Origin of the sequence: Vermiculatibacterium agrestimuris (genome assembly GCF_943193085.1) — a bacterium.
GTDB lineage: Bacteria > Bacillota > Clostridia > Oscillospirales > Oscillospiraceae > Vermiculatibacterium > Vermiculatibacterium agrestimuris.
In genome coordinates, this window is the sequence record NZ_CALPCU010000023.1 from 1 (window position 1) to 25,988 (window position 25,988).

At 54.9% G+C, this 25,988-nt stretch carries 23 protein-coding genes; 8 read left to right on the forward strand and 15 right to left on the reverse strand.

Translation table 11 applies throughout. The features are described from left to right. Positions 1-61: 61 nt before the first annotated feature. Positions 62-1,540 (reverse strand): ribosomal protection-like ABC-F family protein, encoded by a 1,479-nt coding sequence (gene abc-f, locus NFR87_RS08265; RefSeq protein ID WP_251448865.1) that lies wholly within the window; start codon positions 1,538-1,540, stop codon positions 62-64. Positions 1,541-1,655: 115 nt separating this feature from the next. Here abc-f and NFR87_RS08270 point away from each other — a divergent pair, with 115 nt between their 5' ends. From NFR87_RS08270 to NFR87_RS08285, 4 genes are all read left to right on the forward strand, one after another. Continuing rightward, positions 1,656-1,988 (forward strand): hypothetical protein, encoded by a 333-nt coding sequence (locus NFR87_RS08270; protein WP_251448867.1) that lies wholly within the window; start codon positions 1,656-1,658, stop codon positions 1,986-1,988. Continuing rightward, positions 1,985-2,788, forward strand: coding sequence for an electron transfer flavoprotein subunit beta/FixA family protein (locus NFR87_RS08275; protein WP_251448869.1), 804 nt, complete (start codon positions 1,985-1,987; stop codon positions 2,786-2,788). The genes NFR87_RS08270 and NFR87_RS08275 overlap by 4 nt, the downstream gene beginning before the upstream one ends. Before the next feature lie 15 nt (positions 2,789-2,803). Next, a complete protein-coding gene (locus tag NFR87_RS08280; protein WP_251448871.1) occupies positions 2,804-3,808 on the forward strand; it encodes an electron transfer flavoprotein subunit alpha/FixB family protein in 1,005 nt (334 codons plus the stop codon). A gap of 123 nt (positions 3,809-3,931) precedes the next feature. Beyond that, positions 3,932-5,074: an acyl-CoA dehydrogenase gene (locus NFR87_RS08285; protein ID WP_251448873.1), complete on the forward strand. Its 1,143-nt coding sequence runs from the start codon at positions 3,932-3,934 to the stop codon at positions 5,072-5,074. 114 nt (positions 5,075-5,188) lie between these two features. On the opposite strand, the gene NFR87_RS08290 is transcribed toward NFR87_RS08285, so the two are convergent. From NFR87_RS08290 to NFR87_RS08310, 4 genes are all read right to left on the reverse strand, one after another. Then, the gene (locus NFR87_RS08290; protein WP_251448874.1) at positions 5,189-5,710 is read right to left on the reverse strand and encodes a superoxide dismutase family protein; all 522 of its coding nucleotides are present in this window, start codon (positions 5,708-5,710) and stop codon (positions 5,189-5,191) included. 153 nt (positions 5,711-5,863) lie between these two features. Beyond that, positions 5,864-8,080, reverse strand: coding sequence for an S-layer homology domain-containing protein (locus NFR87_RS10465; RefSeq protein ID WP_277613136.1), 2,217 nt, complete (start codon positions 8,078-8,080; stop codon positions 5,864-5,866). Positions 8,081-8,100: 20 nt separating this feature from the next. Further along, positions 8,101-9,873 (reverse strand): S-layer homology domain-containing protein, encoded by a 1,773-nt coding sequence (locus NFR87_RS08305; RefSeq protein ID WP_251448876.1) that lies wholly within the window; start codon positions 9,871-9,873, stop codon positions 8,101-8,103. Positions 9,874-9,960: 87 nt separating this feature from the next. Further along, a complete protein-coding gene (locus NFR87_RS08310; protein ID WP_251448878.1) occupies positions 9,961-10,413 on the reverse strand; it encodes a helix-turn-helix domain-containing protein in 453 nt (150 codons plus the stop codon). 78 nt (positions 10,414-10,491) lie between these two features. Between NFR87_RS08310 and NFR87_RS08315 the strand changes: the two genes are divergently transcribed. Then, a complete protein-coding gene (locus tag NFR87_RS08315; protein ID WP_251448880.1) occupies positions 10,492-11,199 on the forward strand; it encodes a serine/threonine protein kinase in 708 nt (235 codons plus the stop codon). A gap of 1 nt (position 11,200) precedes the next feature. After that, a complete protein-coding gene (locus NFR87_RS08320; protein ID WP_251448882.1) occupies positions 11,201-12,460 on the forward strand; it encodes a hypothetical protein in 1,260 nt (419 codons plus the stop codon). Positions 12,461-12,676: 216 nt separating this feature from the next. Here NFR87_RS08320 and NFR87_RS08325 read toward each other — a convergent pair whose 3' ends face one another. From NFR87_RS08325 to NFR87_RS08370, 10 genes are all read right to left on the reverse strand, one after another. Then, the gene (locus tag NFR87_RS08325) at positions 12,677-13,165 is read right to left on the reverse strand and encodes a HEPN domain-containing protein (RefSeq protein ID WP_251448884.1); all 489 of its coding nucleotides are present in this window, start codon (positions 13,163-13,165) and stop codon (positions 12,677-12,679) included. Then, a complete protein-coding gene (locus NFR87_RS08330) occupies positions 13,155-14,477 on the reverse strand; it encodes a DUF262 domain-containing protein (RefSeq protein WP_251448886.1) in 1,323 nt (440 codons plus the stop codon). The genes NFR87_RS08325 and NFR87_RS08330 overlap by 11 nt, the downstream gene beginning before the upstream one ends. 178 nt (positions 14,478-14,655) lie before the next feature. After that, positions 14,656-14,991: a VapD family protein gene (vapD, locus tag NFR87_RS08335; protein WP_251448888.1), complete on the reverse strand. Its 336-nt coding sequence runs from the start codon at positions 14,989-14,991 to the stop codon at positions 14,656-14,658. Next, a complete protein-coding gene (locus tag NFR87_RS08340; RefSeq protein WP_251448890.1) occupies positions 14,991-15,326 on the reverse strand; it encodes a hypothetical protein in 336 nt (111 codons plus the stop codon). Before NFR87_RS08340 ends, vapD begins: the two co-directional genes overlap by 1 nt. Positions 15,327-15,405: 79 nt before the next feature. Continuing rightward, complete coding sequence (locus NFR87_RS08345) at positions 15,406-17,079, reverse strand: recombinase family protein (protein ID WP_251448892.1); 1,674 nt, start codon at positions 17,077-17,079, stop codon at positions 15,406-15,408. 32 nt (positions 17,080-17,111) lie between these two features. Then, positions 17,112-17,315: a hypothetical protein gene (locus NFR87_RS08350; RefSeq protein WP_251448894.1), complete on the reverse strand. Its 204-nt coding sequence runs from the start codon at positions 17,313-17,315 to the stop codon at positions 17,112-17,114. Positions 17,316-17,330: 15 nt separating this feature from the next. Then, complete coding sequence (locus NFR87_RS08355; protein WP_251448896.1) at positions 17,331-18,608, reverse strand: relaxase/mobilization nuclease domain-containing protein; 1,278 nt, start codon at positions 18,606-18,608, stop codon at positions 17,331-17,333. After that, positions 18,608-18,928, reverse strand: coding sequence for a plasmid mobilization protein (locus NFR87_RS08360; protein ID WP_251448898.1), 321 nt, complete (start codon positions 18,926-18,928; stop codon positions 18,608-18,610). Before NFR87_RS08360 ends, NFR87_RS08355 begins: the two co-directional genes overlap by 1 nt. Positions 18,929-19,002: 74 nt before the next feature. Then, positions 19,003-19,533 carry a hypothetical protein gene (locus tag NFR87_RS08365; protein WP_251448900.1) on the reverse strand — a complete coding sequence of 177 codons (531 nt, stop codon included), beginning with the start codon at positions 19,531-19,533 and terminating at the stop codon, positions 19,003-19,005. Further along, on the reverse strand, positions 19,425-20,060 hold the full coding sequence (locus tag NFR87_RS08370) for an AAA family ATPase (RefSeq protein WP_251448902.1): 636 nt from the start codon (positions 20,058-20,060) through the stop codon (positions 19,425-19,427). Before NFR87_RS08370 ends, NFR87_RS08365 begins: the two co-directional genes overlap by 109 nt. 71 nt (positions 20,061-20,131) lie before the next feature. Between NFR87_RS08370 and NFR87_RS08375 the strand changes: the two genes are divergently transcribed. Further along, positions 20,132-21,208, forward strand: coding sequence for a DUF6076 domain-containing protein (locus NFR87_RS08375; RefSeq protein ID WP_251448904.1), 1,077 nt, complete (start codon positions 20,132-20,134; stop codon positions 21,206-21,208). A gap of 89 nt (positions 21,209-21,297) precedes the next feature. Further along, complete coding sequence (locus NFR87_RS08380) at positions 21,298-25,914, forward strand: DUF4011 domain-containing protein (RefSeq protein ID WP_251448906.1); 4,617 nt, start codon at positions 21,298-21,300, stop codon at positions 25,912-25,914. The last annotated feature ends 74 nt before the right edge of the window (positions 25,915-25,988 follow it).

Genomic DNA, 25,988 nt, shown 5'->3' on the forward strand with positions numbered 1-25,988 from the left:
CCCCCCCCCCCCCCCCCCCCCCCCCCCCCCCCCCCCCCCCCCCCCCCCCCCCTTCTCGGCGTTACAGCTCTATGGTCTTTGTGGCCACGGCCTGGCGGAAGGCGGCGTCATGCTCCACGAAGACCATGGTGGGAGAGGCGCTCTGGAGCAGGGCCTCGATCTGCAGGCGGGAGTACAGGTCGATGAAGTTCAGCGGCTCGTCCCAGAGGTAGAGGTGGGCCTGCTGGCAGAGGCTTCTGGCCAGGAGGACTTTTTTCTTCTGCCCCGCGGAAAAGTCCTCCATATCCTTCTCAAACTGTGTGCGGGAAAAGTCCATTTTTCGCAGAACCGCCTTGAACAGGCTCTCGTCAATGCCGCTGTCCGCCGCCAGTTGAGCGAGAGACCCGGTCAGATGGGAGGTGTCCTGGGGCACATAGGAGACGATGAGGCCGGCTCCCCGCTCCAGCCGGCCAGTGTGATCCATGTCCGCCCCGGTCAGGAGCTTTAACAGGCTGCTCTTGCCGCTGCCGTTCCGACCGGAGAGGGCGATGCGCTCGCCCCGCCGGATCTCAAAGGTCACAGGGGGAGAGACGGGAGGGCCGCCGTAGCAGGCGGATACGCCGGTAAAGGCGGCCAGCCGGTCGGCATGGTAGGAGAGGGGGGAGAGCTTCAGGGCCTGGACGGTCTCCTGATTTTTCAGAAGCGCTTCCTTTTCCTCCAGCGCCTTTTCCTGCCGCGCCTCCATGGCCTTGGCGCGCTTCATCAGCTTGGCGGCTTGATGGCCGATATATCCCTTGTCCGGCCGCAGACCGGAGTTTCGGGAGCCGTTCTTGGTGGCCTCCACTTTATCCGACCAGACGCTGGTGCGCCGCTGGGCCTCCCTGAGCCGCTTTACGTCCTTTTGAAGCCGCTGGCTCTGGCGCAGCTCGAAGTCCTGCTGGCGCTGGAAATCCTCCAGCCAGGCGGAGAAGGTGCCGGCGCGCACCTCGACGTCTGTCCGGTTCAGGGAGAGAATGTGATCCACACAGCCGTCTAAAAACCGGCGATCGTGGGAGACCAGGATGAAGCCCTTCTTCCGGGCCAGATAGGCGGACACCAGCTCCCGAGCCTTGGCGTCCAGGTGGTTCGTGGGCTCGTCAATGAGGAGAAAACGCCCCTCATCCAGGAAGAGGGCGGCGAGCAGAGCCTTTGTCTGCTCGCCGTTGGAGAGGGTGTCAAAGGGGCGGTACAGCGCCTCGGCATCCAGCGCCAGAAGGGACAGCTCCCGCAGCAGCTCCCACTCCTGCGCCTGGGGGCAGACCCTCTCCAGGATCTCCCAAGTGGGCCGGCTTTTGTCCGGCACGGAGTAGGGGAAGCAGCTGAACTCTACCGAGGCGGTAATGGAGCCGCCGTACTCGTACTTCCCCATCAAAAGGTTCAGAAAGGTGGTCTTTCCTCTGCCGTTTCGGCCGACGAAGCCCAGCTTCCAGTCGGTGTCCAGCTGGAAGCTCATATTTTCAAAGACCGGATCATAGCTGCCCGGATAAGTGAAGGAGAGTCCCTCTACCTTTATAATAGACATGGCAATACCTCCGCAGCGATAAAATGATAAAAAAGTAAGAGCCGCAGGAAAGTCGATTCCTGCGGCTCTTTACAGCGTAAATATACCGTCCCCCAAGGGGCGGTGTAAGACTGTTATGAGCGGGGATGACCGTATCGCCTTCCTGCAATGGGCGCAACAACGCCGTAAAAAGCCGGTGCTGTCACGTATTCCGTTTTACTTGCAGGAAAACTTGCGCATCCTTCCACCCCTGTTCCGTATAGTGTTTGTAATATATCATATTTCCCCTAAAAAAGCAAGGAGGGATTTTGAAAATGGGGCGTGGGGGAAATTTATCAGAATTTGTAAAAATCATTGCAAAATCCTGAAGAATGAATTTGCGGAAACTATTGCAAAATTCAAAAAAAGGATATATCATAAAGGATGCGAGTTGCCACAAATTTTTAGACGGGAGGACAACAAAGCATGAATATTCTTGTCTGCGTGAAACAAGTGCCGGACACGACAGAGATCAAGATCGATCCGGTGAAGAACACCCTCATTCGCGATGGTGTTCCCAGCATCCTCAATCCCTTTGACGGGTATGCTCTGGAGGCGGCCGCCCGCATCAAGGATAAGGATCCTGATACCAAGATCGTGGCCGTCACCATGGGCCCGCCCCAGGCCGTGGCCGTGCTGAAGGAGTGCCTGGCCATCGCCGCCGACAAGGCGTATCTGGTCTCCGGCCGCACCTTCGGCGGCTCCGACACCCTGGCCACCAGCTACATCCTGAGCCAGGCCATCGGCAAGATCGAGGAGACCGAGGGCAAGTTTGACGCTATCTTCTGCGGCAAGCAGGCCATCGACGGCGACACCGCCCAGGTGGGCCCCGAGATCGCCGAGCATCTGGGCTATCCCCAGGTCACCTACGGCCTGGAGGCCGAGGTGGACGGCGACACCCTCAAGGTCACCAAGGAGATGGAGGACGGCAAGGCCGTCATCGGCATCAAGTTCCCCTGTGTGATTACATACACCAAGCCCGCCTGGGATCCCCGCTATCCCACCATCAAGCGGAAGATGGCCGCCAACCGGGCTGAGATCCCCACTCTGGACGACACCATGTTCCCCGAGATGGATACCACCCGCATCGGCCTGAAAGGCTCTCCCACCCATGTGAAGAAGACCTTCGTGCCCCAGAAGAAGACCGGCGGCGTGAAGATCCAGGAGGCCGACAACGAGACCAGCGCCAAGAAGCTCTTCGAGCTGCTCAGCGGCGCCAGCATTATTTAAGGGAGGGGACGTACAATGGAAGCAAAGACCAAAGACCTGTGGGTATTTGTTGAGACCAACGAGGACGGCACCGCCAAGAACGTGGGCATTGAGCTGCTCAGCCCCGGCAAGATGATGGCTGGCAAGCAGGGCGGCCAGCTGGTGGCCGTTGTCATCGGCAGCGGCGTGGACGCCGCCGTCAACGACGCCGCCACCCATGGCGCCGACAAGGTGATCGTGGTGGACGGCCCCGAGTACAAGCAGTACAGCACCGACGCCTATGCCATCGCGCTGTGCACTCTGGTGGAGAAGTACGGCCCCACCAGCATGATGATCGGCGCCACCAACAACGGCCGCGATCTGGGCCCCCGGGTGTCCTGCCGTCTGAACACCGGCCTCACCGCCGACTGCACCGCCCTGGATATTGATGAGGAGAGCGGCAACGTGGCCTGGACCCGTCCCGCCTTCGGCGGCAACCTGATGGCCACCATCCTCTGCCCCGATCACCGTCCTCAGATTGGCACCGTCCGTCCCGGCGTGTTCAAGAAGGCTGAGGCCACTGCCGCCGCCGCTGAGATCATCAAGGAAGACATCCATGTGGACGCCAAGGATATCCGCACCCAGATCCTGGAGCTGATCCAGGACATGGACAGTGAGAAGGTGGATCTGGAAGGCGCGGAGATCATCGTCTCCGGCGGCCGCGGCGTGGGCGGCCCCGAGGGCTTCGCCCCCGTGAAGGCCCTGGCCGACGTGCTGGGCGCCACCGTGGGCGCTTCCCGTGCCGCCGTGGACGCCGGCTGGATCGCCCACAGCCACCAGGTGGGCCAGACCGGTAAGACCGTCGGCCCCAAGCTGTACATCGCCTGCGGCATCTCCGGCGCCATTCAGCACCTGGCCGGTATGAGCGGCTCTGACTGCATCGTGGCCATCAATAAGGATCCCGACGCCCCCATCTTCGATGTGGCCGACTACGGCGTGGTGGGCAACCTCTTTGAGGTACTGCCTGTCCTCACTGAGGAGATCAAGAAGGCCCGGGCCTAAGCGAAACAATATCCCTTGTTCGTTCCTTGCGCCGCCCTCCCCGAGCATCTGAGAGCGGCGCAAGGTCATATTTAGACATTGTCTAAAACTTCACAATTGGCCAATTAAAAGGAGGAAAACAGTATGGATTTTCATTTTAGCGCGGAAGAGCAGGAAATTCTGGATATGCTCCATGATTTCTGCCTGAAGGAGGTCGCCCCCATCGCCGCCGAGGTGGATGAGAACGAGCGCTTCCCTGAGGAGACCTGGCACAAGCTGGCTGAGATGGGCATGATGGGCGTTCCCTTCCCCGAGGAGTACGGCGGGGCCGGCCTGACCTATCTCAACTACATCGGCGTGTGTGAGGAGCTGGCCAAGCACTGCGCCACCACCTCCGTGATGGTCTCCGCCCACACCTCCCTGTGCGCCTGGCCCATTTTCAACTTCGGCACCGAGGAGCAGAAGGCGAAGTATCTGCCGCCCCTGGCCACCGGCGAGAAGCTGGGCGCCTTCGGCCTGACTGAGCCCGGCGCCGGCACCGACGCCGCCATGCAGAAGACCACCGCCGAGGATAAGGGCGACCACTGGGTGCTCAACGGTTCCAAGATCTTCATCACCAACGCCGGCTTTGCCGACGTGTTCGTGGTCTTCGCCATGACCGACAAGAGCCTGGGCACCAAGGGCATCTCCGCCTTTATCGTGGAGAAGGACTTCCCCGGCTTCAAGGTGGGCGCCCACGAGAAGAAGATGGGCATCCGCGGCTCCTCCACCTGCGAGCTTGTCTTTGAGGACTGCATCGTGCCCAAGGAGAACCTGCTGGGCGAGCTGAACAAGGGCTTCAAGGTGGCCATGATGACCCTGGACGGCGGCCGGATCGGCATTGCCGCCCAGGCTCTGGGTATCGCCCAGGCCGCCATCGACGAGTGCGTGAAGTACACCAGCGAGCGCGTCCAGTTTGGCAAGCGCATCAGCCAGTTCCAGAACACCCAGTTCCAGCTGGCCGACATGCAGGCCAGGACCGACGCCGCCCGGCTGCTGGTCTACCGGGCCGCCCAGGCCAAGCAGGATCACGAGCCCCACAGCCACCTGGCCGCCATGGCCAAGCTGGTGGCCGCTGAGACTGCCTCCGACGTGACCCGCCGCGCTCTTCAGCTCACCGGCGGTTACGGCTACACCCGGGAGTATCCCTTCGAGCGGTTTATGCGCGACGCCAAGATCACCGAGATCTATGAGGGCACCAGCGAAGTCCAGCGCATGGTCATCTCCGGCTGGATGGGCGTGAAATAAGGCGCTCACGGCAAAAAATTGAAGCAAAAAAAGGCCCGTCCCCTGGGGGACGGGCCTTTTTTGCTTTTTCCCGTAATGGAGACGCAAGAGCAAGCGCGGGGACGGAGCTGACTCTTACGGACGGGAACTTGCCGTTCCACGGATCACGCCGCAGGCGATCTTCGTGCCGGAATTGCCCGATGGCTGCGTGGTAAAATCATCCGGGTGGTCGTGGATGATGACCGTTCTGCCGATCACCTCATTTACATCAAAGCGATCCGTGAGAAACACACAGAGGGCAAACCCGTCGTTTTCAAACAGCGGCGGCAGGTCGCCGGCGTGGTACGGATGGGCGCAGTCGCCCGGATCGTAGTGGGACATGGCGTCCGCAAAGGGATCGTCCATGCTGCCTGCACAGTCGGTTCCCTTATGAATGTGGAACCCGAAGATCCGCCCCTGGCAGGGGAGGTCGGAATGGGGAAGACCGCTGATTTCGGCCCGGACGATCACGCCCGCGCAGGTTTGATAGAATCGCACGCTGCCTGATATATCGGGGTAGCTTTCGCTGCCCACGATTTTTGCCGCCGCCCGCGGTCTGCCGCGCAGGACGGAGAGAAGATGGAGCTTTGAATTGCCGCAGGACGAAAAATGATCCATAGAAATCCTCCTTTTTACCAGATTATGCGGAGGATAGCGTCCTTGACAACCATTTTAGAGCTTATCGTGAAGCAGCTCTGCGAAGGTTTGTGGGTGCTCCACTCCCTGGCCGCCGTTCACCGGGATATCAAGCCGGAGATGGATCGCTCTTTTTTACATCGTGTGGTTATACATCCGCACGATGGTGACGACGGACTGCTCCCGGGTGTAGGACTGTTGGGGGGAGAACTGGTTGTTGCCTGTGCCGCTCATGATGCCGCTGAGCTGCATCTGTCCCACGGCGGCGCTCGCCCAACCGGCCACGGAGCCGTTGTCGTCGAAGGTGGGAGCGCTGTCCGTCAGGGGTTTCCCCAGGGCTGCCGCCAGCCGGGAGAGCATGGTGGCGGCCTGCTCCCTTGTCAGCTGACCGTTGGGATCAAACAACTCATTTCCCACACCATTGACCACTTTGGCCGAGGCCATGCGGAGAATGGCGGGGTCGGTGGTGTCGGTGAAGGTGACGGTGGCGTCTACCGGAGCCGCGCCGCCCTTCACCTTGGTATAGAGCGCATCGGCCAGCAGGCAGAACTCCCGGCGGGTGATGGGCTGGTCGTAGGCGCTTTGCAGCTCGGCGGGCAGAAGCCCTTCCGCAATGGCCTGCTCTACAAAAACCTTGGCCCAACCGGCAGGCTCAGCGGCCCCTGTGGCGGGCTGCTGGGGGTTGGGGGCCGCGCCGGGGGCAAAGATGGCTTCAAATTCATAGTTGTCCCGGATGTTGGAGATGGTGTAGGTGTTGTTCACAAGGCCGTTTGTCCCCACGCTCTTGCCGTTGATCTTGATGTCAGAGACATGGTAGGCGGTGGGGTCGTAGGGGGTCATGACAAAGGTGACGCTGGAGCCCTCCTTGGCCGTGAACCGGCTGTTGCCGCTGTAAGGGTCCCGGCTAATACCGTCGGAGGTCTTTACCGTGCCGTAGCTATTGTCGCTCCTATTTGCGATCACATAACCCCCGTCATAGAGATATTTGATGGACAGGGGGATGTCGGCGGTGATGGTATTCTGCTCTTTGGAGTCCGGGTAATAGGCGGTGAACTTCAGCACACCCTCCACCACGCCGGGACTCCAGCTTCCGGAGTCCGCCCATACGATCACCTCGGTGGATTCGCCAGCCTTCACCATTCTGTAGTCAGAGCCGATAGTAGTCTTAAAGATCCTGTCCTTGTCCTTCCGCTCGCAGGCGGAGGTGTCCACCTCCGCCTCCAGCCGGAAGGGAAGGCTGCCCTGGTTGGTGATGGTGATGGTCTCTTTCTCTGCTTTGTGAAAGCCCGCGCCCTCAAAGGGAACATCCGAGACGCCGAAATCTATGGAGCCGGCGCTGATGGTCCAGTCGATGTCCCCCTTCTTCACATCGGACAGATCCTTGACCTCGTAATCCACGGTGAGAAAGTCCGAAATGTTCAGGGAGGTGCCGGACTTGCCCACACCAAAGCCACCGCCCACCATGCCGGACCAGGCGTAGCCGTCCAGCAGGAGTCTGGCCTCCATATGGGCGGTACCGGAGGCCGCGTCCCATGTATCGAGGCGCACCTTGAGGTCTCTGGACTCTCCGGGGGCCAGATCCTTACTGCCGTAGTCGTAGACATGCAGCACTTTGTCATCGCATTTAAGCCCGCCCCGGTAGTCGAGGTCCACGGAGTGGCTGCCGTTGTTGGTAATGGTGATGGTGATGGGGTCCACCTTGTCTCCCACAAAGCAGGAGCCAAAGTCCACATGGCTGGGGCTGATGGAAATGCCATACTGGCTTTTGGCCTCGCTGGGGGAGAGGGTACCGGCGTCGCCGCTGCCGGAGGAGGTGCCGCCGGGCTGGGTCTGGACGCCTTGATAGCGGTTGCCCCACTCGTCCACAAACACATTGTCGCCGTAGTTGCCGGAACCAGAGGAGGAGTTAGCTTCCACCAGAGTGAATTGGGGCAGGAACTGGATCATACTTTCCACAGGTGCATCGTCAAAAAGAATATAGAAGAAATCCTCATACGCCTTATAGTCCCTGCCTGCGGGGACGGTGTACTGAATGGTCACATCGGCGCTGTCCCCAGGCTGGATGGAGATGGCGGGCAGATGGTAGACAAGGCCGTTGGCCGTGCTCGTAAAGGCTTCGGAGGCCAAAGTCTGGGAGCCGGTGTTCTCAATGGAGATGACAAAACTGCCGCACTTGGCCTTTTCCGTCCCGTCATAGGAGATATCTCCCAGGTCAATGACTTTCTCGCTGGTAGTGTAACCCCAGCCCTCCTCATCGGGTCCGTAGCTGTCCCCAGCCGCAAAAGCCGCGGTGGGCAGCAGGCCAAGACACAGGGTCAGGGCCAGAAGGGTGGATAGGATACGTTTTTTCATGGTGTGTTCTCCTTCCTTTGCTACAGCGTCATATCGTAAAGCCGCATGAGGGTAACGATGGACTGCTCCCAGCTATAGGGCCCCTGGGGGCCGAACTGGTTATTGCCCAGGCCGCTCATAATACCGGCGGCCTGCATCTCTCCCACGGCCTCGCTGGCCCAGGAGGCGATGGAGCCGTTGTCGTCAAAGGTGGGAGCAGCCTTGTCCAGATCGATGCCCAGCACCCCCGCCAGCCGGGAGAGGATGGCGGCGGCCTGCTCTCTTGTCAGCTGACCGTCGGGGTCAAAAGTCTCTGCCCCCACGCCGGTGACTACCCCCAGGTAGGCCATCTCCCGCACCTCGCGGCTGCTGGTATCGGTGAAGGTGGGCGGCTCGATGGAGGAAGCATTTGCCCCGGAGAATGGGTTTTCGTGGTAGTCCACCGCCGTTTTATAGAGCTGTGCCGCCAGTTTGCAGAAATCCGCCCGGCTGATGGGGTCGTCAAAACTGCTGCCAGGCAGTTCGGTGTCCACCCCGCCGCCGCCGTGGAAGCCGGGCATCCCATTGGGGTGGAACAGGCCCAAGGTGTAGGCCCGGCCAATGGCGTCCCGTGCCCAGTCGGCGGGAGGCTTTTGGCCGGAGGCGATGGCCACCTTGATCCGCTGGTCCCCGGACACATTTTCAAAGGTGATGACGTCGTCATGCCCGATATAGTCGTAGCCGTCGGCGTCACTGTTCCCCCGGCGCTTAGCCACTGCCAGCACATAGCCGTGCTCCTTGTCAAAGGGCACCGCCTTCAAGCTGAGGCTCTCCCCGACAGGAATGTCGAATCTCTCGTTGCCCCAGTAGGTGGTGGCGCCGTCCATGGAGGTAAGGTACCCGGAGGGACCCGCAGGGGATTCCAGCCCCAGACTCACGGATATCTTGCCATCCTTGGTGGTCTGGACATGGATGGGAATTTTGATCTTCCCATTGTGGCTCTGCCGGTTGCCGCCACCCTCCACCCTGTAGAGCCACTCCAGCTCCAATTCCTCGTCGTGAGAATAGGACCAAGTTTCCGCCGGGGTAGCGGCAATGGTAAGGGTCATACTCTCACCGGGGGCCAAAGTGGTGGTGGGCAGGGTTTTTTGGCCGTTGATGCGGAGAAAGGAGGCCAGCCCATAGCCCCGCAGCTCCACCTCCCAGTCGGAGGTGTTGGTGACGGTGAAGGTCTGCTCCTGGGTGGTGCCGCATTCCACCGCCGTGAAATCCAGAGATTCTTGGCTCACGGTGATGGGCACATCGCCGCCCATGTCCCCGTCGTAGGTGATGGTATAGGTCACTTCAAAATCGCAGCTCAGATCCCAGGCCTTCAGGGCGGAATGGTTGGCCGGGTAGGTGTAGGAGAAGTCCAAGCTGAAGGAGGCCCGGTGGGTCTTGGCGTCCATATTGGGCAGGGCCTCGATATTCAGGTGGTAGGTGTGGCCCGGCTCCAGCTCGTAGACGGGTATATCGAAGTTCAGGTTGCTCTGCTTTTTGTACTCGTCTCCCTCGATTGTGACAACCACGGCATAGACCCCGGTGCTGATGAGGTAGAGGCTTTTGTCTCCCTTGTTGGTCATGGTGATGGTCTTGGCCGGAGGAGTGGTGTAGCCGTACTCGGCGCTGCCCAGGTCAATAGAGCCGTTCTCCCCTTCGCTGAAGGAGAGCGCATATCCCTTTTCAGCGGCCTCGGCCAGGTCGTCGATGTGGTCGTTATAGGGGTCCGTGGGGGGACGCTCCCCAGGGGAGCCGCCGCCGATCACGATGTTGGGTGTGCAGTCCTCCTCCGCCAAAGCGGCGGCGGGCAGCAGGCCCAGACACAGGGTCAGGGCCAGAAGGGTGGATAGGATACGTTTTTTCGTGGTAGGTTCCTCCTTGCGTTAAAATAGGGTCTTCTCTCCCTCTGTAAACAGCTTGTCATTGATTTGGGACAGGCTGGTGCGGTGGATAATGCCGTGGATGATGATGGCGTCCCGCTTGTTGGCGGGATAGAGCTGGGCATAGATGGCCTGCTTCAAAAGCCGCTGGGTCTCCTCCAAAGTGGCCTCCAGCCCGATACACAGGCACAAAAGCCGGTCCCGGCTGGGGGTGCGGCGGCCGGAAAAGACCTGATGGACATAGACCTCGCTCATGCCTGCCTGCTTGGCAAGGGCCGCCTTGGGGACGGACTTGCGCTGGTACAGCTCTCCCAGCAGCTCGATGACCGTCTTATCCACAAAAAGGGCCTGGTTTTCCTTGATATAGGTATCGATGTCGGCGGCGTTCATCAGCTCCCGCTTCAGATCGTCGGTGGTTTTTTCCTTCACCGTCTTCACCTCCACTTTACTTTTCAAAAGGAATCTTCTATAATAATTTACAGGATTTTTATGTGGAAAACAATATGCTGGCTGCATAGTAACGCAAATTTTGGGGTGATCCTTATTTACACCTGGTTGACAAATACGCTTCGGGAGGAATATGAAGAGGTTCGCCTTCTGAAGGAAAGCCCCCGGGGCAGCGTGCGCTCCATCCGCCATAAGGCCACCGGGCGGCAGTTTATCCTCCGGCGGTTCGCAGGGAACCCGGAGGTCTATCAAAAGCTGCTGGAGGTCTCCTGCCCCAACCTGCCCACGGTGTACGAGGTGGCAGTGGGGGAGTCTGACAATCTGGTGCTGGAGGAGTTTATCCAGGGGGATACCCTGGGCTTTCTTCTGCAGGCTTCTCTCTTTACCCCGGAGGAGACCCGGCGGATCGTAAAGCAGCTCTGCGGGGGGCTGTGGGTGCTCCATTCCCTGGCCGCCGTCCACCGGGACATCAAGCCGGAAAACGTGATCCTCCGGGGCTCGGACGCCATCCTCATCGACTTCGACGCCGCCCGGCTCCACAAGGAGACCCATGATACCGACACCCAGATCCTGGGGACCACGGGCTTCGCCGCCCCGGAGCAATATGGCCTTTCCCAGTCCGACCTGCGGACTGATATTTACTCCCTGGGTATCCTCATCAACGTGATGCTCACCGGGGAGCACCCCTCCAAAAAGCAGGCGGAGGGCAAGCTGGGCCGGGTGGTGGAGAGGTGTACCCATGTGAACCCGGAAAAGCGGTATAAAAACGTGCTTCGGCTGATGGAGGAGCTTTGAGATGGAGAAACAATGCCCCCACTGCGGCGCCGCCCTGCCCAGGGAGGCCGCGTTCTGTCTCCACTGCGCCCAAAGCGTCAACCGGCGGGCCCAGGCGAAGGTCCCTGTGCCTTTTCCATGGCGGAAGGCCCTGCGGGTGGGGCTGCCCCTGCTGGTGGTAATCGGGCTTTTGCTGGGGTGGTATCTCTGCACCCGGCCCAGAACATACGACGACGGCGGCACGGCCACAGTGACCTATACGGACAAGGACGGCAGCTATCAGCTTCTGCTGGGCTGGAGCGATACCCGCTTTACCCCGGCCCCTAGGCTCTATCAGGAGGCCGAGGAAAACGGGGAGTACCGTTTTCCCACCTGCCTGTTTATCAACTACACCGAAAATGACGCCAATGCCGCCAACACCTTTCTCGGTAAGGTGGAGAGCGTCACCGCCCAATTTGGTCCCCCGGAGGACGAGGGCGGCTACATCACCTACACCGACCCCGCGCCCCACGGCTACTGCCCGGAGGCGGCCATGGTCAGCTTTATCGACTTTCTGGGCCGGGACAACCAAGCCCAGGGCACATGGACCATCACCATGAAAAACGGGGATGTGATCCGGCTGCACCAGACCTTGGAGGTCCGCCTCATCAAGACGCTGGATTACTACCCGGAGGACTATGCCATGGAGACCGCCGGGGAGCTGCAGGCCCTTATCGACGAGATCGGTGAAACGGTGGACCCCTCTGCGGTTGTGAATATCCATCTTCCGGCGGTGACCTACGAGGGGGAACTCACCATCGGAAAGCGGCCGGTGAACCTGCTGGGCAACACTGAGGGGGAAGAACGGACCGTTTTCACCGGCACGCTGCGCATCACCACCGGGGCCAACGGCAGGATCAATGAGATCAGCGACATTGACTTTGTGGGCAGCGGCCGGGAGAATGTGGGGATCACCGCCGCCGCCCGGGTCCACCTGACGGGCTGCACCTTTACCGGCTGGAAGACCGCTGTGCTGCCCCACGGCTATTCCTGGCTGAATTTCCGCTATTGCACGTTTACGGACAATGAGGTGGGCTTCCACTTCAACGCCAGCCAGAGCAGTGTGAGCCACTCCCAGTTTGACGGCAACCGCTTCACGGAAAACGGCACCGCCATTCTCTGGGAGGGAACGCCGGTGGATATAGCCATCAGCTTCCATGAGAGCGTCTTTGCCCACAATGGAACGGACATTGACAACCGCAGCGGTCAGAGTATCGACATCTCTCAGGCGGTGTTTGAATAAGAGGGCAATAACAAAAAAGCACCCAGAAATCAAGGGATTTCTGGGTGCTTTTTTTGGAGCTGCTGGCCGGACTTGAACCGGCGACCTGCGGTTGTCCGTAAGGGGGCAAACTGAGACGATGCCTAATGGCACGAATCTATCATCATGGGGTTAATGGTTTTTGATGGGCAGAGCTAAAATAAATATAAGATTCGTCCCCAATTGTACATTATGTGATTAACACACTACAGAGTCGAAAATTTTAATGAGTTCTAAAACATCAAAGTAATAGTTTTTGATATCTATGAACGTAGCTGTCGGAGCTTTTCCATGGGCAAAATCATGTCTATTCTGAACTAACGAATTAGAGGCATCAATAATCTTTTGCTTATTTGGGTGTTTGTTGACCGCACATTTGAAACTTTTTTGCCACTGCTCATCGAACTTGCCCAATAGGCCACACATCATCTCATACTTTGCACTCATAGAACCTTTTCTGACGGCTGTATCGAGATATGTATCAATTCGACTGTCTGATAATTTGGAAAAGTAATCAACAACAATCGAACGATACACAAACTCAGCCGTTCCAGAGGCTTTTATAAGAGCATAGCAGGTGAGGTATCGTATTTGCTTGGACAAAGGAGGCATATCGGCAATAAGCGCATCAATATCATTGATTTCTGTAGTGCACTCGTCAATTAAATCTTGCAATTCACTCTTCATTGATGTCAACTCCAAAGAGAATTGCACCAGCCAACTGTATTCTTTTCCTTATGTTATCGATATCAGTTGTTCGTTTACTAACTGCTTCCTTAAACTGTTCATTGCTCAATAGAGTTTGATGTTGCTCCAATGACACTGCGCTAATATCATGCCCTTTTTTGCTTATTAGAAAAGCTGACACCATGATTGCATCAAAGATAGCTGGATGAAATTTCTTGGAAAATCCATTTTTTGCGAGATTTCTAAAGGCCTTTTCTCCAACTGAACTGTTGACTGCTTCTACCGTGTGCAAAAACTCAGATCTAAATTTGCTTATATCCTCCGCAGTATCATTTCTGTGATTATCCATAAAGGAGTTCAGTGACTTTTTGAGAGAAATCTGTTTGGCATCACTCTTTAAGATGTCTTCTGTTTTCATTACAAAGAATCTGAGAATATACTCGAGATCTCGCATTCTGCTGTCTGGTACAACTGCTCCAAACAGTTTTCTCCATGTTGTGTTTTCGTTGAGTTCGAAAAGCAAGGAATTAAATGTTCCTTGATAGACGCAATTGCGAATTTCCTGAGGAGTGAGGCTGCGGCCGCTTGTATTAATGCGTTCAAAAATTTGATATAAACTCGTATCATCGTTTTCGGGTTTCTTCTGTTCAAAAACAATTGCATGGATTGTGGTACTCCGAATTTTTCGTTGGTCATCGGTAGACAATTCAACAAAGGATTTGTTGCGCCACCTTTGGTTTATTTTCTCAGAATTAGATAGTTTAAAAGCTTTTCCATCTGCAGAAAAAACACCTCTCTTAACATAATCATAAACGGTCATGATCCTTTGATATCCGTCTACAATCAGCTTCTGACTTCCGGACTGGGCAAGAAAAATACTTGGGACTGGAAGCCCCAGTAGGATTGACTCAATAAATCTGCTGGCCTCTGTTTTGTCCCATACATATTTGCGCTGCAGTTCGGGTTTCAGTAATTCATCGTCTTCATACATTGAAATAAGCTCTCTAAAAGAAAGATCTGCGCCCCAAGATGAGATGTTAAACAGAGAATCATCTGAGTAATCATCTTCGATTTCGGACTTAATTTCTTCGATATTGGGATTTTCCTTTGCTTCCATTGTTGAATATCTCCTTACAAAATCATCTGTTGAAAAGTGCTCTCCTTCAATTTGAATAATCCTGGTTTCCTTCATGCCAATCCATTTAGGAATACAAACACAAATTATGGCAGTTTTTTTCCAAAGCAGAATTTCATATATATCTGTTGCCCTATCTTTGCGAATAGGTGTAATACCATGTACCAAGTATTTCATATGCAATATGCACCTCTCTTTGAGTCAGCATACGCATATAAGAGGCTGTTTATCCTCGCTGTTCCAAAACTATGAAGTACAAAAGTTTGTTTGCTTCGGTCTCTTTTTGAAATGACAAGCCGTAATAGCCACTTATGACCGGATTATCAAAATCGGCTCCATAATGTTTTCATTACCGCTATAAGTTAATCGGTTCACTAATCTCGGACACAAATAAATCCATCAAATCATGATTGGCACCCACATTGGTGACTTCGAAATGGCTGACACAGTGCTGGAGCCAAGGGAAGGTATCGCTCATCTCCCGGATCAGATCAAAGATCTCCAGGTCGGTGGTCTTGTGCTTGGAATGATAGCCAGAATACTGCTCGTGGGAGAAATCATGGGATGTCAGAAACCGCTGGATCAGGGCATAGGCTCCCTTGGGGTTGGTCTGGGAGTAATGCGTCTTCAAATCTTTGATGCGAAGGTCAAAATAAAGCGCCTTCAGGTGCTTTGCCTCACGCCGGGTCATCAGGCTGCGCTCTCTCGGCCAGCGTAGTGAAGCAGTACATCCTCCACGGAAAAGTCATTTTCGTCCTCGCCGTCATCGCTGTTGTACCACAGCCACTTTGCCACATAGGGCATGAACCAATCCTTGTCTTTCAAAGTGGTGATAAGCCGTCCAAAGATGCCGTAGTCCTTGGCGGCGCCAGTGCCATAGTAGCAGACAGTGCCATCGGACTGGGTTTCCTTGCGGAAACCATATTTCCCAAAGGCGTTGTCCACAGAGGACTGAATCGTCTGGGGCGTATATTTTTGTGCTTGTTCAATGCGCTCAATGTCCAATTTCATTTCCAGTTTCAGCATATCACAGCACCTCCTGAAAAGATTGACCACCCTTATTATATCAGGGTGGTCGAAATAGTGCAATCTTTTTCATGCTTTATTAGGTAATAATCGCCATAGGCTTAGCATCATCTGAACTTTCGGCAGGGGAGATGGCCCCATTCAGCATGACCGCCGGGTCGATGTACCCAATGAACTTATAGTAAATATCTACCTGCTGAGTGATGGCACCGTCATCGCTGCGTTCCTTTTCGTGCACTACGATCTTTTCAATAAGCTCATTGAGGATGCGGGCGTTGAGTTCTTTGAGGTCGGTATATTGCCTGACCAGCGGGAGGAAAGCCTCCACATCGTCATAGATCTGTTCGCTGGCGGAGATGGCTTCCGCCAGCGTTTTTTGTGCTTCCAGAAGGGCAACCCGCTCCTGCTCGTAGCTGGGCATCATGGACTGATACCGCTCCTCGGTGATCTTTTCCAGCGCCCGGTCCTCATAGAGCTTATTGGAGACCTTCTCCAACTCGCCCAGGCGTTTCTCCACTCGTTTGAGCTCCCTCCTTTGTCGCTCGGTGTTCTGCTGTTGCTGGGCTTGCTTGGCGGCCAGGAGCATCTGGGCGTAGTCCAGCTCCGCCACGGTTGCCCACTGGGCGTTGCGGCGGATATCCTCCAGCACCAGGGTGTTGAGCGTTTTCCAGCCGATGGCGTGGGAGGTGCAACGGCTTTTGCCGTAGTTTTTGTAGACCCAGCAGGAGAAGCCGGTGTAGCGGCCTCGTTTGCCGTCATAGCTAAGATTGAGGGAAGAGCCGCAGTCGGCGCACTTGACCAGCCCGGCGAAGGGCTGGACCTCATGGCTGCCGTTCTCCCGCCGTCGGGCTTTCATCATCTGGTGGACGGTGTCCCACAGCTCCTGGGTGACCAGGGGTTCATGGGTGTTCTCGGTGATGATCCATTCCTCCTCCGGGGCGGGGATGCGAGTCTTGTCAAAGAAACCTTTGAGTTTGGTGCGCCCGAACACGAGCTGCCCCAGGTAGACCCGGTTATTGAGGATGGCCCGGATGGAGGTGGCGTGCCAATCATAGGGCTTACGCCAGTACTCGCTTTTGAAGTAGTCGGGGTTATTCTGGTTGAAGTATGCCTGGGGATTGAGGATGCCACGCTCCCGGAGAATCTTGGTCATCCGCACATAGCCCACGCCCTCGGCGAACATCTGGAAGATGTCCCGCACCACATCGGCGGCGGGTGGGTCTACGATGAGGTGATGCCGGTCGGCGGGGTCTTTGACATAGCCGAAGGGGGCGTGGCTGCCCAGATACATTCCGGCCTTGGCTCTGGCCCGATGGGCGGCCTTGGTCTTACTGGAAGCCTGCCGGGCATAGAAGGAGTTGATCACATTGGTAAAGGGGAGCACCAGGCTGTCCAGGCCCTTTTGGGAGTCGATGTTCTCCGCCAGAGAGAGGAACCGGATGCCCTTTTCCTCAAAGTAGTGCTCGATGTACATCCCCATCTCGGCGTACTCTCGACCGAACCGGGAGAGGTCTTTGACGATAACCGTGTTGATGCGCCCAGTCTCGATGTCGTCGATCATCCGCTTGAAGTCAGGCCGCTCGAAGTTGGTGCCGCTCCAGCCATCGTCACAGTAGTACCCACCGATGGTGATGTGCTGTTCCTCACAGTATTGGGTGAGGATGGCCTTTTGGGTCTGGATGCTCCCGGATTCCCCAACGCTGCCGTCGTCCTGACTGAGCCGACAGTAGATGGCGGCAATTTCTTTGCTCATGCTTGATTCCTCCTTAGCCACAGACAATACCCCTAATCCTTGCCCAAAGCTATACCAGAACCCACCAAAGAATCCTTCGTAACTTTGGGCGGAATAGACGAGGTGAGGGAAGCGGTGATGAGGTCGCCCATCTTCTGAAACACATCCCTGCTGCCGCCGTAGTAGCTGGTGGTGATATACCGAACGCCGCGGATGGTCTGGCTGTGGGCGATCATGCTGTCCTCGAATAGAAACATCGGCTGGTACCTCCTTTACATTTTCTGCTGCCAGGTTTGCTGTTCTTCGTGGTCATCTGCCTTGTGGCCCATAGAAATTTTCTTCTTCCGCTCTTGGGAGAGGGCCTTGCGGTCGTCGTAGCCAGTCATGGATGCGGCTGGAGCAAGGCGCTGGCTACGCTCCAGAGCATGGCCCAGAGCGGCCACAGAGCGTACAATCCCACCAGGATCGGGATGGCCCACAGCCATGCCAGACTGGGTGTGGGCAGGTGTAGCTTCGGCAGAGAAGGCCGCCAGCCTTTCTTCCTCCCAGCCTGTTCCTGTCGCTCCAGCAGCTGATGGATCGTTGCCGCTTCCTTGGTCAGCGCCTCCGCCTGGGCATGCACTGCCTGCATGGTAGCGAGGCTGTTCTTCAATATGTCGGACTGGCTCGCCGTCAGACGGTACAGGGTGCTGAGGATCGCCAACAGGTCGTTCCATTCCTCCCCCATAGGATGTCGCTCTGGCGGCAAGTTCCTCTCCTTCAATTCTTCGATGGAGCATTTCTGCTCGGATCCTAAACTCACGCTCCATGACCTCCTTTCGGTATTTGTCCTCGTGGAGACGGTTATCCCGGCACTTCTTCCCTTTGGGAGTAGTATAGGTGATGGCCTGCCGGGTGGGTTCCCACCGCACCTGGTAGCCCCGCTGTTCCATCTCCCGGATGAAGTCCTCCCGGCGTTTAGCCCTCCTCATACACAGGTCGATGGTGTTCATGAGCTGGAATTTCCAACTCTCACCCCGGACCGCCGAGCGGTACTCACCGGGGCGCATCTTCTTATCCTGGACGTGCCTTTTGGGTGACTCCAGTACTTGCAGACCGTGGGTGCGACATATCTGGTCGCTGATCTGGCGCTGCCGTTGGAGGTCCGCGGCGTTTTGGTGCAGCTTGCGGCCATCCTTCCAGCTGACGCTGTTGACGATGAGGTGGTTGTGGAGGTGGTCTGCGTCCACATGGGTGGCCACCACCACTTCAAACTCCGGGAACAGCCGTTGGGCCAACTCCAGCCCGATGGTGTGGACTTCTTCTGGGGTGACGTCTTCCGCTGGAGAGAAGGACTGGACGAACTGATAGAACATCCTGCCATCGGATTTCTGGAACCGCCGCTTGGTGGTCATCATCTCATCGTAGGCAGACTGGGCAACGCAGTTGTGACCAGTCACCAGTCGGTGGTCTTTCCATGCGGTTTTCTTCTCCTGCGCCGCATAGGCCAGCACCCGATGTAGCGAGCTACCGCTTTGAGCCTTGTTTTTGATCGCGGTGAAGGTTGCCATCATCGCACCTCCTTGGAAAGTTGGCTGATCTGCTGGTAGAGCTTGGCATAGCCATCCACCAGGTCATCACCTCGGAGGATTTTCAACTTGCCCATGTTGGCCAGAGTGGTGAGCTGGTTTAGGTTCCGCCCCTGAGCCTTCAACTCGCTCAGCACAGCATCCAGGCCATCCACCCGGACGATCTCTTTGCCCAACGCACAGACGGTCATGTAGTCGGTGACCGTCATCCCGGCACCCCGGGCCAGGTGTTGGACGAGACTTTTCATGGTGGGCGTCATTCGGATGGTGACGATCTCGGTCTTGCGTTTTTCTCTGCGCATGTTTTTCCTTTCTCCCCCTCTGGGGGCTGGGGCACGGGGCAGCGCCCCGACCGCATCCGGCGTATAGCCGGGGGCTATGCTTGCCTCACCCAAGGGTGAGCGTCCGCATCCCTGACTTGAGTCCCAGGGGCGATAGGGTCAACGGTTCCGGGGGCTTGTTCAGCGTCACTTTCGGCACGGTGGAGCTCGATGAGCCGCTTGCCGTTACTCCTGCGGACGATGGCGGTGATGCCTTGTTCCGTAAGTGCCGCAGCGCTTTGGAGGATCTTCCGGGAGACGGTCTTGGGCGTGACGCCCTCCGCACCGTCAGGGTCGATACGCTTGGCCAACTCGGTGGGAGTGCCGATCCAGCTTGCTTTATTCCGCAGAAATTCAGAGAGGAGAAACACGACCCGCTCCTCCAGAAGCAGTGGCTGAGTGTAGGAGTCCGATACCAGCTCCCATACGTTTTCGGCGTTCCGCTCCAGCCCCATCTCCCGGTACTCAATGTCCCGGCCTACACAGTAGAGGGTGGCTCTGCGGCTGCCCCGCCGATCCTCCACCAGCGTGAAGCTGGAATCCACCGCGCCGCTGATGGCGGTGGTGCCGGAGATGCGGCTGAACACATCCTCGGCGGGTTCCTTGCGTAGATGATGGATGAGCAGGACGGCGATGCCGTGAGCGTCGGCCAGCCGCTTGAGGACAGAGAGGTCTCGGTAGTCATTGGCATAGAGTTGGTTCCCCGGATCATCTGGAGGGTGTCGATGATGACCAGGACGGTGTCCGGGTGTTCTGCAAGGAAGGCTTTGAGTTGCTGTTCCAGTCCACGGCCCAGCAGAGCGGCCTCGGTGGAGAAGTGAACGGTGGGCGGCGCGTCCTCGGTAATGTCCAGCAGCCGGTTTTGGATACGGAGCTGGGAGTCCTCCAGACAGAGATAGAGGGTAGTGCCCTGCTTCGCTGGCCTGCCCCAGACGCTTTCGCCTTTGGCGACCTGTACGCTGAGCCACAGGGCCAGCCAGGACTTGCCCACCTTGGGCGACCCGGCCAGGATGTGGAGTCCCTGGGAGAGCAGCGTGTCCACGATAAAGGGCAGCGGCACGAAGGGCTTGGCCATCAGTGTGACGCCGTCAATGGTGTTGAGCTTTTGATTCAAGAGAAAACCTCCTTTGCGATGTGGTTGGCATTGGCCTCTGCCTGTGTTAGAATACAGAGGAGGAATGCTTTTTGAAATCTGAAAGTGATGTTGGCGATTTTTCAAAAGTTCGCTTGCAGACAAAAAGGAGGGACGATATGGCATCGGAATATGGGCTGTATCTTTCTCTGCTCCCGGATGGGCAGATAAAAAGAGACCTCACCGGGTCGGCCGGCAAGGTCCCCTTGGAGGATACAACGATCCAGGATGAGTTGATTTTATTTTCTGAGTTGAACTTTGAGCCGTATGCTCTGGTGGTAGACCTGGTCCGCAATTGTGCGGGGAGCATTATGGTGCAGGATGAAGGTCATTATGGAGAGGTCGACATGAAGGAGTTTCAGTTCATGGCGGACACCGTGATCGACCTGGTGACCACCATGGAGAAAGAGTCTCCTCTGTATGGCACGCTGCTTCGCACCCAGATCGAAGATCAGATCACGACGGACGATGGAACTGCCATGTATCCGATTCGCACCGGGCAGGAGCTGGTTGCTCTGTTGACCGGAGTGATGCAGTTTCAGTTCGTGGTCAATGAGGTGCTGCATGACCTTTGCGAGAAGACACCGCTTGAACCAAAGAAGTACGAGGGCCTGTGGGAGATGCCGGTGACGGAGGTCTTAACACTGGAGGGGGATGGTTTGACTACACGATACCATTTCCGTTCGGCGGTGGACTACTACCATTTTCTTCTTCTGCATTTTGTGGCGGACAAGCCAAATGTGTCTCTGTGCCAGTGCTGCGGCAGATATTTTATTCCCAAGACGAAAAAGAAAACGCTGTACTGTGACCGTATTCTGAAGGATGGCAAGACTTGTAAGGAGTGGGGGCCGATCCTGAAGCACAAGCTGGCTGCTCGGAGGAACGAGGTCATCGAGGCTTTTGACCGGGCCAAGCGGAAAATGTACAAGCGCTACGAGCGGGCGGCAAATAAGATCAACCAGAAGCCCTCGGAGAAGGATCTGAGCTACGCTGAATACTATGAGTGGCTGGACAGGGCAACCAAGGCGAGAGATGATTATTTGGAGGGGAAAATCACAGTGGAAGACTGTTTGCGACAAATTGGGGAAGAAAAAGATGAAGATGGAAACTTTATCGAACTTATGGTATAATAGCTTGGCAAGTAGAATTACAAAATATGAACCTGCACCATTGATGCGGAGGGTCAAATCTTTGCAATGAAAAATTGGGGGACGAGTTGATGGATAACAAAAAATTGGATCGTTGGGCTGAACTGCTTTTAGATACGGGTAAGCGCAACAATCTGATCAACTTTAGAGATACAAAGGCATCCACTGTTGAAGTTGTTGCTCCGGCCCCTGATACCATATGGGAGAAGGCCAATGGTTCTGGGGACTTGGAGGTCTATGATCCTGGCCTCATTACCTTTGACGATGAGGACGAACAGCGTTCTCCTGAAGACGGCGAAAGAGAGACAAAACTAAGCCGTGAAGATTATCTTCAAACCTACAGCCCTATGTTGAAAAAAGCAAGCCAAATGTTGCTATACAGCCTTGGACCAAGCCCCATTCGCACTTTACAGAATATTGACAAGAAGGCTCAATCTGCTATTGAGGAAACTGGCGTTAATGTCGCATATATGGCATTTGGCTTTATTCACTGGAAGGAGAGCAATTCTTCTCAATATGAATATAGGGCACCTATTCTTTTGGCGCCGGTTCAATTTAGCAGGGAAACTGCCATTGCACCCTACCATATTGTTGTATCTTCCGATGAAATAGCAGTAAACCCCACATTCTCCTATAGGATGAACGCTGAACACGGGATTCGCCTTCCAGAGTATGAGGACGAGGGCCTTGACAGCTATTTGGATAAGGTTGCAGAGCTGGTCGGAAAATTGGGCTGGGCTGTGACGAGAGAGTGTAAAATCGGGCTGTTTTCCTTCCTGAAAATGAATATGTATCGCGATCTGAAGGATCATGCAGCTGCCATCTTGAAGAATAGAAATATTAGGACCTTGCTTGGCGAGCAGGTTGAGCGTGACAACGCCGAAAGTAGTTTTGATGAAGAAGCACTGGACTATGGAGGTGCCTTGATCCAACTTCATAGTGTCGTCGATGCGGACTCCAGCCAAATCGAGGCCATCGAGATGGCGAAATCTGGAGTGAGCTTTGTCTTGCAGGGCCCTCCGGGGACTGGAAAAAGCCAAACTATCACAAATATTATTGCTGAGTGCTTGAACGACGGGAAGAAGGTTTTGTTCGTTTCTGAAAAGCAGGCTGCTTTAACTGTTGTGTATGACAAGCTGAGGCAGGCTGGCTTGAATGATTTCTGCCTGGAACTTCATAGTTATAAGGCAAATCGGAAAGGCGTAATTGCCGAGCTGTGCCGTACATTACGCCTGGACAAAACAACCGTTTCAACCAAGGCAGATGAAGAAGTTACGACCAAAGAGAAGGCACAAAGGCAACTTGACCTTTATGCCGAGGAGCTACATAAGCAAAGACCGGGAATCGAAAGAAGCCTTTATCAGCTCTATGAGGAACACTCCGCCTGTCGACATGTCCCGGAACTCGAATTTCAGGTTCCTGCGATTGAGGACAAGGGTGCAAACTATTTAACTTCGGCGATTGAATTTTTGGAGCAGTATGTAGATTATCTCCCTTCAGTGGGCTATGACTACCACAAAAACCCGTGGTATGGATATAAGAACCAAGATACCTCCTACCAAACCACAATTCAAGTTAAGAGTGATTTGCAGGAATCGATAAAGTTTTTTCAAACTCTCATTTTGCTTTCTGACGAACTGGCCACCAAGTATGGTGTAGCATTGGAAGGGATTGACAGCGCACGATATTGGCGAGATTTCTTGTCATTTGTAGTGACCTCAGATATCATTACACCTGCATTCTTGAAAGACCCCAATCTGGTAGATGCCCTGCGCAGGATGGCGGCCTTAAGTGCAGAGATCCACGAGATCCAAACGAGTCTTGATGCTGTATATGGTCAGGACATTTACCAAATTGATGGAGCGGAATACTGTAAAAAGCTCACAACACAGTTTGGTAGTTTCTTTTCTCGCCTATTCAATCAGGAATATCGGCAGACAGTTGCGAATCTCCAGGTTTGCAAGCGGAGCGATGGCAAACTGTCATATCAGGATGCCGTAGCCCTTACCCGGAAACTTTCGGAATATCAGGAAAAGACCCAAGCGTTTGAAGCACTTGAGGTCTCGGCCAAGGGAGGCCTGGGACCGGGATATACCGGCCTTCAGGGAGACTGGGCGCACGTTGAAGAGCAACTTGACCAGATGGGGGCCATCATAAATGGAAAGCACGACTATGGTCGGTTGGCAGAGCTTTCTCTGTCGGAATTTCAGGCCGAACAGCCGACTTTTGAAAATCTTGCGAAGAGGCTTTCTGCTTGCCTTGATCTGTTTGGCGACTGGTATGATCGGCTTGCGGCAGCGTTTGATAACGAGATTTTTGATTTGCGTACTGTCCAGGATCAAGAGGCTCTTGCCAAGCTCGAAGCCTGTCACTGCGATGCCGATAAAATTGATAACTGGTGTAGATTCCGCACGTTGTTGGCTCAACTGCGAGATGTTGGATTGCTGTCCTTTGTTGACTATGTGATCTCGCAAAATTATGAGGCGAAGAATATGGTCACCGCATATAAGCGAGCATTTTTGCATCAATGGATCGACTGCATTATTGCCACTACACCTGCCTTGGCTGATTTCAATCGGGTGATTCAGGACAGAGCTGTGGTTACATTCTCACAAAAAGACACTACGCAGTTCGACATTAGCAAAGCACAAATCCGCCAGAAGCTCTCAGCCCAAAGACCGTCTCTTGATATGGTTTCATCTGGTAGTGCTGTTTCTATTTTGCTCCGTGAGGGAGAGAAGAAAAGACGGCAAAAGAATATCCGTACCTTGCTGGCGGAGACCGGGGAGCTTATCCAGATCATAAAGCCTTGCTTTATGATGTCGCCATTGAGCGTCAGTACGTTTCTGGATCCAGATATCATACATTTTGATACAGTGATTTTTGACGAGGCGTCGCAGATATTCCCCCAGGATGCGGTGGGCGCTATATATCGCGCTAAACAGCTCATCGTGGTGGGCGATTCCAAGCAAATGCCGCCCAGCAACTTTTTCTCTGCAACTGTGGAGGATGACTCACCAGATGAAGAGATTGGCGATGTGACGGATTTTGAATCCATCCTTGATATGTGCTCCACCACTATGCCGCAAATGCGCTTGCGGTGGCATTATCGTAGCCGGTATGAGCAGCTGATTGCTTTCTCTAACCGCAATTTTTATGACGGGGATTTGGTTACATTTCCCTCCGCAACAGCAGATACACATGGCGTGGGTGTAGACTATTACCATGTGGATGGAATATTTGACCGCAAAAGTCATACAAACCGAAAGGAAGCAGAATTTGTTGTTGATCTCATTTTTAAGCATATTCAAGAGTATCCGGGCAGAAGCCTTGGCGTAGTGGCGTTCAGCGTAGCACAGCAGGAACTGATCGATAACCTCCTGTCAAAGCGACGTCAAGAAAATCCGGATATGGAGGGCTTTTTCAAAGGAGAGCGCAAGGAACCATTTTTTATCAAAAACCTTGAAACGGTGCAGGGCGATGAACGGGATACTATCATATTCAGCGTTGCATATGGCATTGACTCTCAAGGGCGCCTGCTCCATAATTTTGGCCCTCTGAATCGGGTCGGCGGTGAACGCCGACTGAATGTTGCGGTCACCCGAGCAAAGTGCAATGTGCAGTTGGTATCCTCCATGCATTATACGGACATTGACCTGAGCCGTACATCGTCAACTGGAGTTACATTGTTGCGGGCGTATCTGGACTATGCCGAGAATGGCACTATTGCCTTGGAGCGAGCGGTCTCAATCAGCCCTTTTGAACAATTTGATTCCGAGTTTGAAATGGAAGTTTGCGATTTCCTGCGGGACAATGGATTTGAAGTAGATATGCAGGTCGGTTGTTCTGGATTCCGCATAGATCTTGGTTTACGTCGGTCAGGAAGTTCGGATTATGTCTTGGCGATTGAATGTGATGGAGCTACCTATCATTCATCAAAAAATGCCCGTGATCGGGATCGCCTCCGTCAAGAGATCTTGGAGCGTATGGGCTGGAAATTTTACCGCATTTGGTCCACGGACTGGTTCAAAAACAAGAGAGTGGAAAAGGAGCGCTTGTTGGGGGCGGCAAAACAGGCGGTAAAGGCTCCCACCTCAGTAGTCCAGCCTATGCTGGATATAGAAGAATCCGCCGCTGAGATTTTTGAGACCGTATCAACTGCCAATGATTTTAAGTTTCAACAATACAAAATAGCCGATATCCCCGCTCTATCCAAACGGTATTTACCAAATAACTTTAAGGGTATGGTGAAGGCCATTTTGGAAATAGAGGCCCCTCTTTCAGAGGATCTGCTTTTAAAGCGCACGGTTATATACTTTGGCCGAGAGAAAGTGACGAGCGTTGTTCAACGGACCTACGAGCAACTAATGCAAGGGTGTCGTCGGGATGGGATCATTCGTCGGGATGGCTTTTTATATCTGGAGGGGCAGAGTGAGTGCCCGTTCCGAACACCTTCTAACGATTTGAAGCGTGACATCAAAGATATCTGCTTGGAGGAGTTAGCTTCTGGGCTGCTCGAACTGCTTCGTCAAAATGTAACGGCAGATAAGACTGGGCTCTATCACGCCTTTGCGGGGCAGTGCGGTTGCAGTCGGGTTGGCAAAGCTATTAATGAGCGGTTTGACGATGCACTTGGACTGTTAAAGGACAAAATAAATGTGGACGGAATTATGCTTTCGATTAAATAGAAAATTGTAAAATCCCTTTTTCTCCTTGGGGAGAATATGATTTACCATCGTTGAGTTTTCCAAAACAAAGCATT

Coding starts and splice junctions, on each gene's coding strand:
- NFR87_RS08345 (WP_251448892.1), bottom strand. CDS start 17,079: ATGAGCAAAGAAATTGCCGCCATCTACTGTCGGCTCAGTCAGGACGAC.
- NFR87_RS08340 (WP_251448890.1), bottom strand. CDS start 15,326: ATGCTGAAACTGGAAATGAAATTGGACATTGAGCGCATTGAACAAGCA.
- NFR87_RS08380 (WP_251448906.1), top strand. CDS start 21,298: ATGGATAACAAAAAATTGGATCGTTGGGCTGAACTGCTTTTAGATACG.
- NFR87_RS10465 (WP_277613136.1), bottom strand. CDS start 8,080: ATGAAAAAACGTATCCTATCCACCCTTCTGGCCCTGACCCTGTGTCTT.
- NFR87_RS08355 (WP_251448896.1), bottom strand. CDS start 18,608: ATGGCAACCTTCACCGCGATCAAAAACAAGGCTCAAAGCGGTAGCTCG.
- NFR87_RS08325 (WP_251448884.1), bottom strand. CDS start 13,165: ATGAAGAGTGAATTGCAAGATTTAATTGACGAGTGCACTACAGAAATC.
- NFR87_RS08320 (WP_251448882.1), top strand. CDS start 11,201: ATGGAGAAACAATGCCCCCACTGCGGCGCCGCCCTGCCCAGGGAGGCC.
- NFR87_RS08275 (WP_251448869.1), top strand. CDS start 1,985: ATGAATATTCTTGTCTGCGTGAAACAAGTGCCGGACACGACAGAGATC.
- vapD (WP_251448888.1), bottom strand. CDS start 14,991: ATGACCCGGCGTGAGGCAAAGCACCTGAAGGCGCTTTATTTTGACCTT.
- NFR87_RS08280 (WP_251448871.1), top strand. CDS start 2,804: ATGGAAGCAAAGACCAAAGACCTGTGGGTATTTGTTGAGACCAACGAG.
- NFR87_RS08285 (WP_251448873.1), top strand. CDS start 3,932: ATGGATTTTCATTTTAGCGCGGAAGAGCAGGAAATTCTGGATATGCTC.
- NFR87_RS08360 (WP_251448898.1), bottom strand. CDS start 18,928: ATGCGCAGAGAAAAACGCAAGACCGAGATCGTCACCATCCGAATGACG.
- NFR87_RS08330 (WP_251448886.1), bottom strand. CDS start 14,477: ATGAAATACTTGGTACATGGTATTACACCTATTCGCAAAGATAGGGCA.
- NFR87_RS08270 (WP_251448867.1), top strand. CDS start 1,656: ATGAGCGGGGATGACCGTATCGCCTTCCTGCAATGGGCGCAACAACGC.
- abc-f (WP_251448865.1), bottom strand. CDS start 1,540: ATGTCTATTATAAAGGTAGAGGGACTCTCCTTCACTTATCCGGGCAGC.
- NFR87_RS08350 (WP_251448894.1), bottom strand. CDS start 17,315: ATGTTTCTATTCGAGGACAGCATGATCGCCCACAGCCAGACCATCCGC.
- NFR87_RS08290 (WP_251448874.1), bottom strand. CDS start 5,710: ATGGATCATTTTTCGTCCTGCGGCAATTCAAAGCTCCATCTTCTCTCC.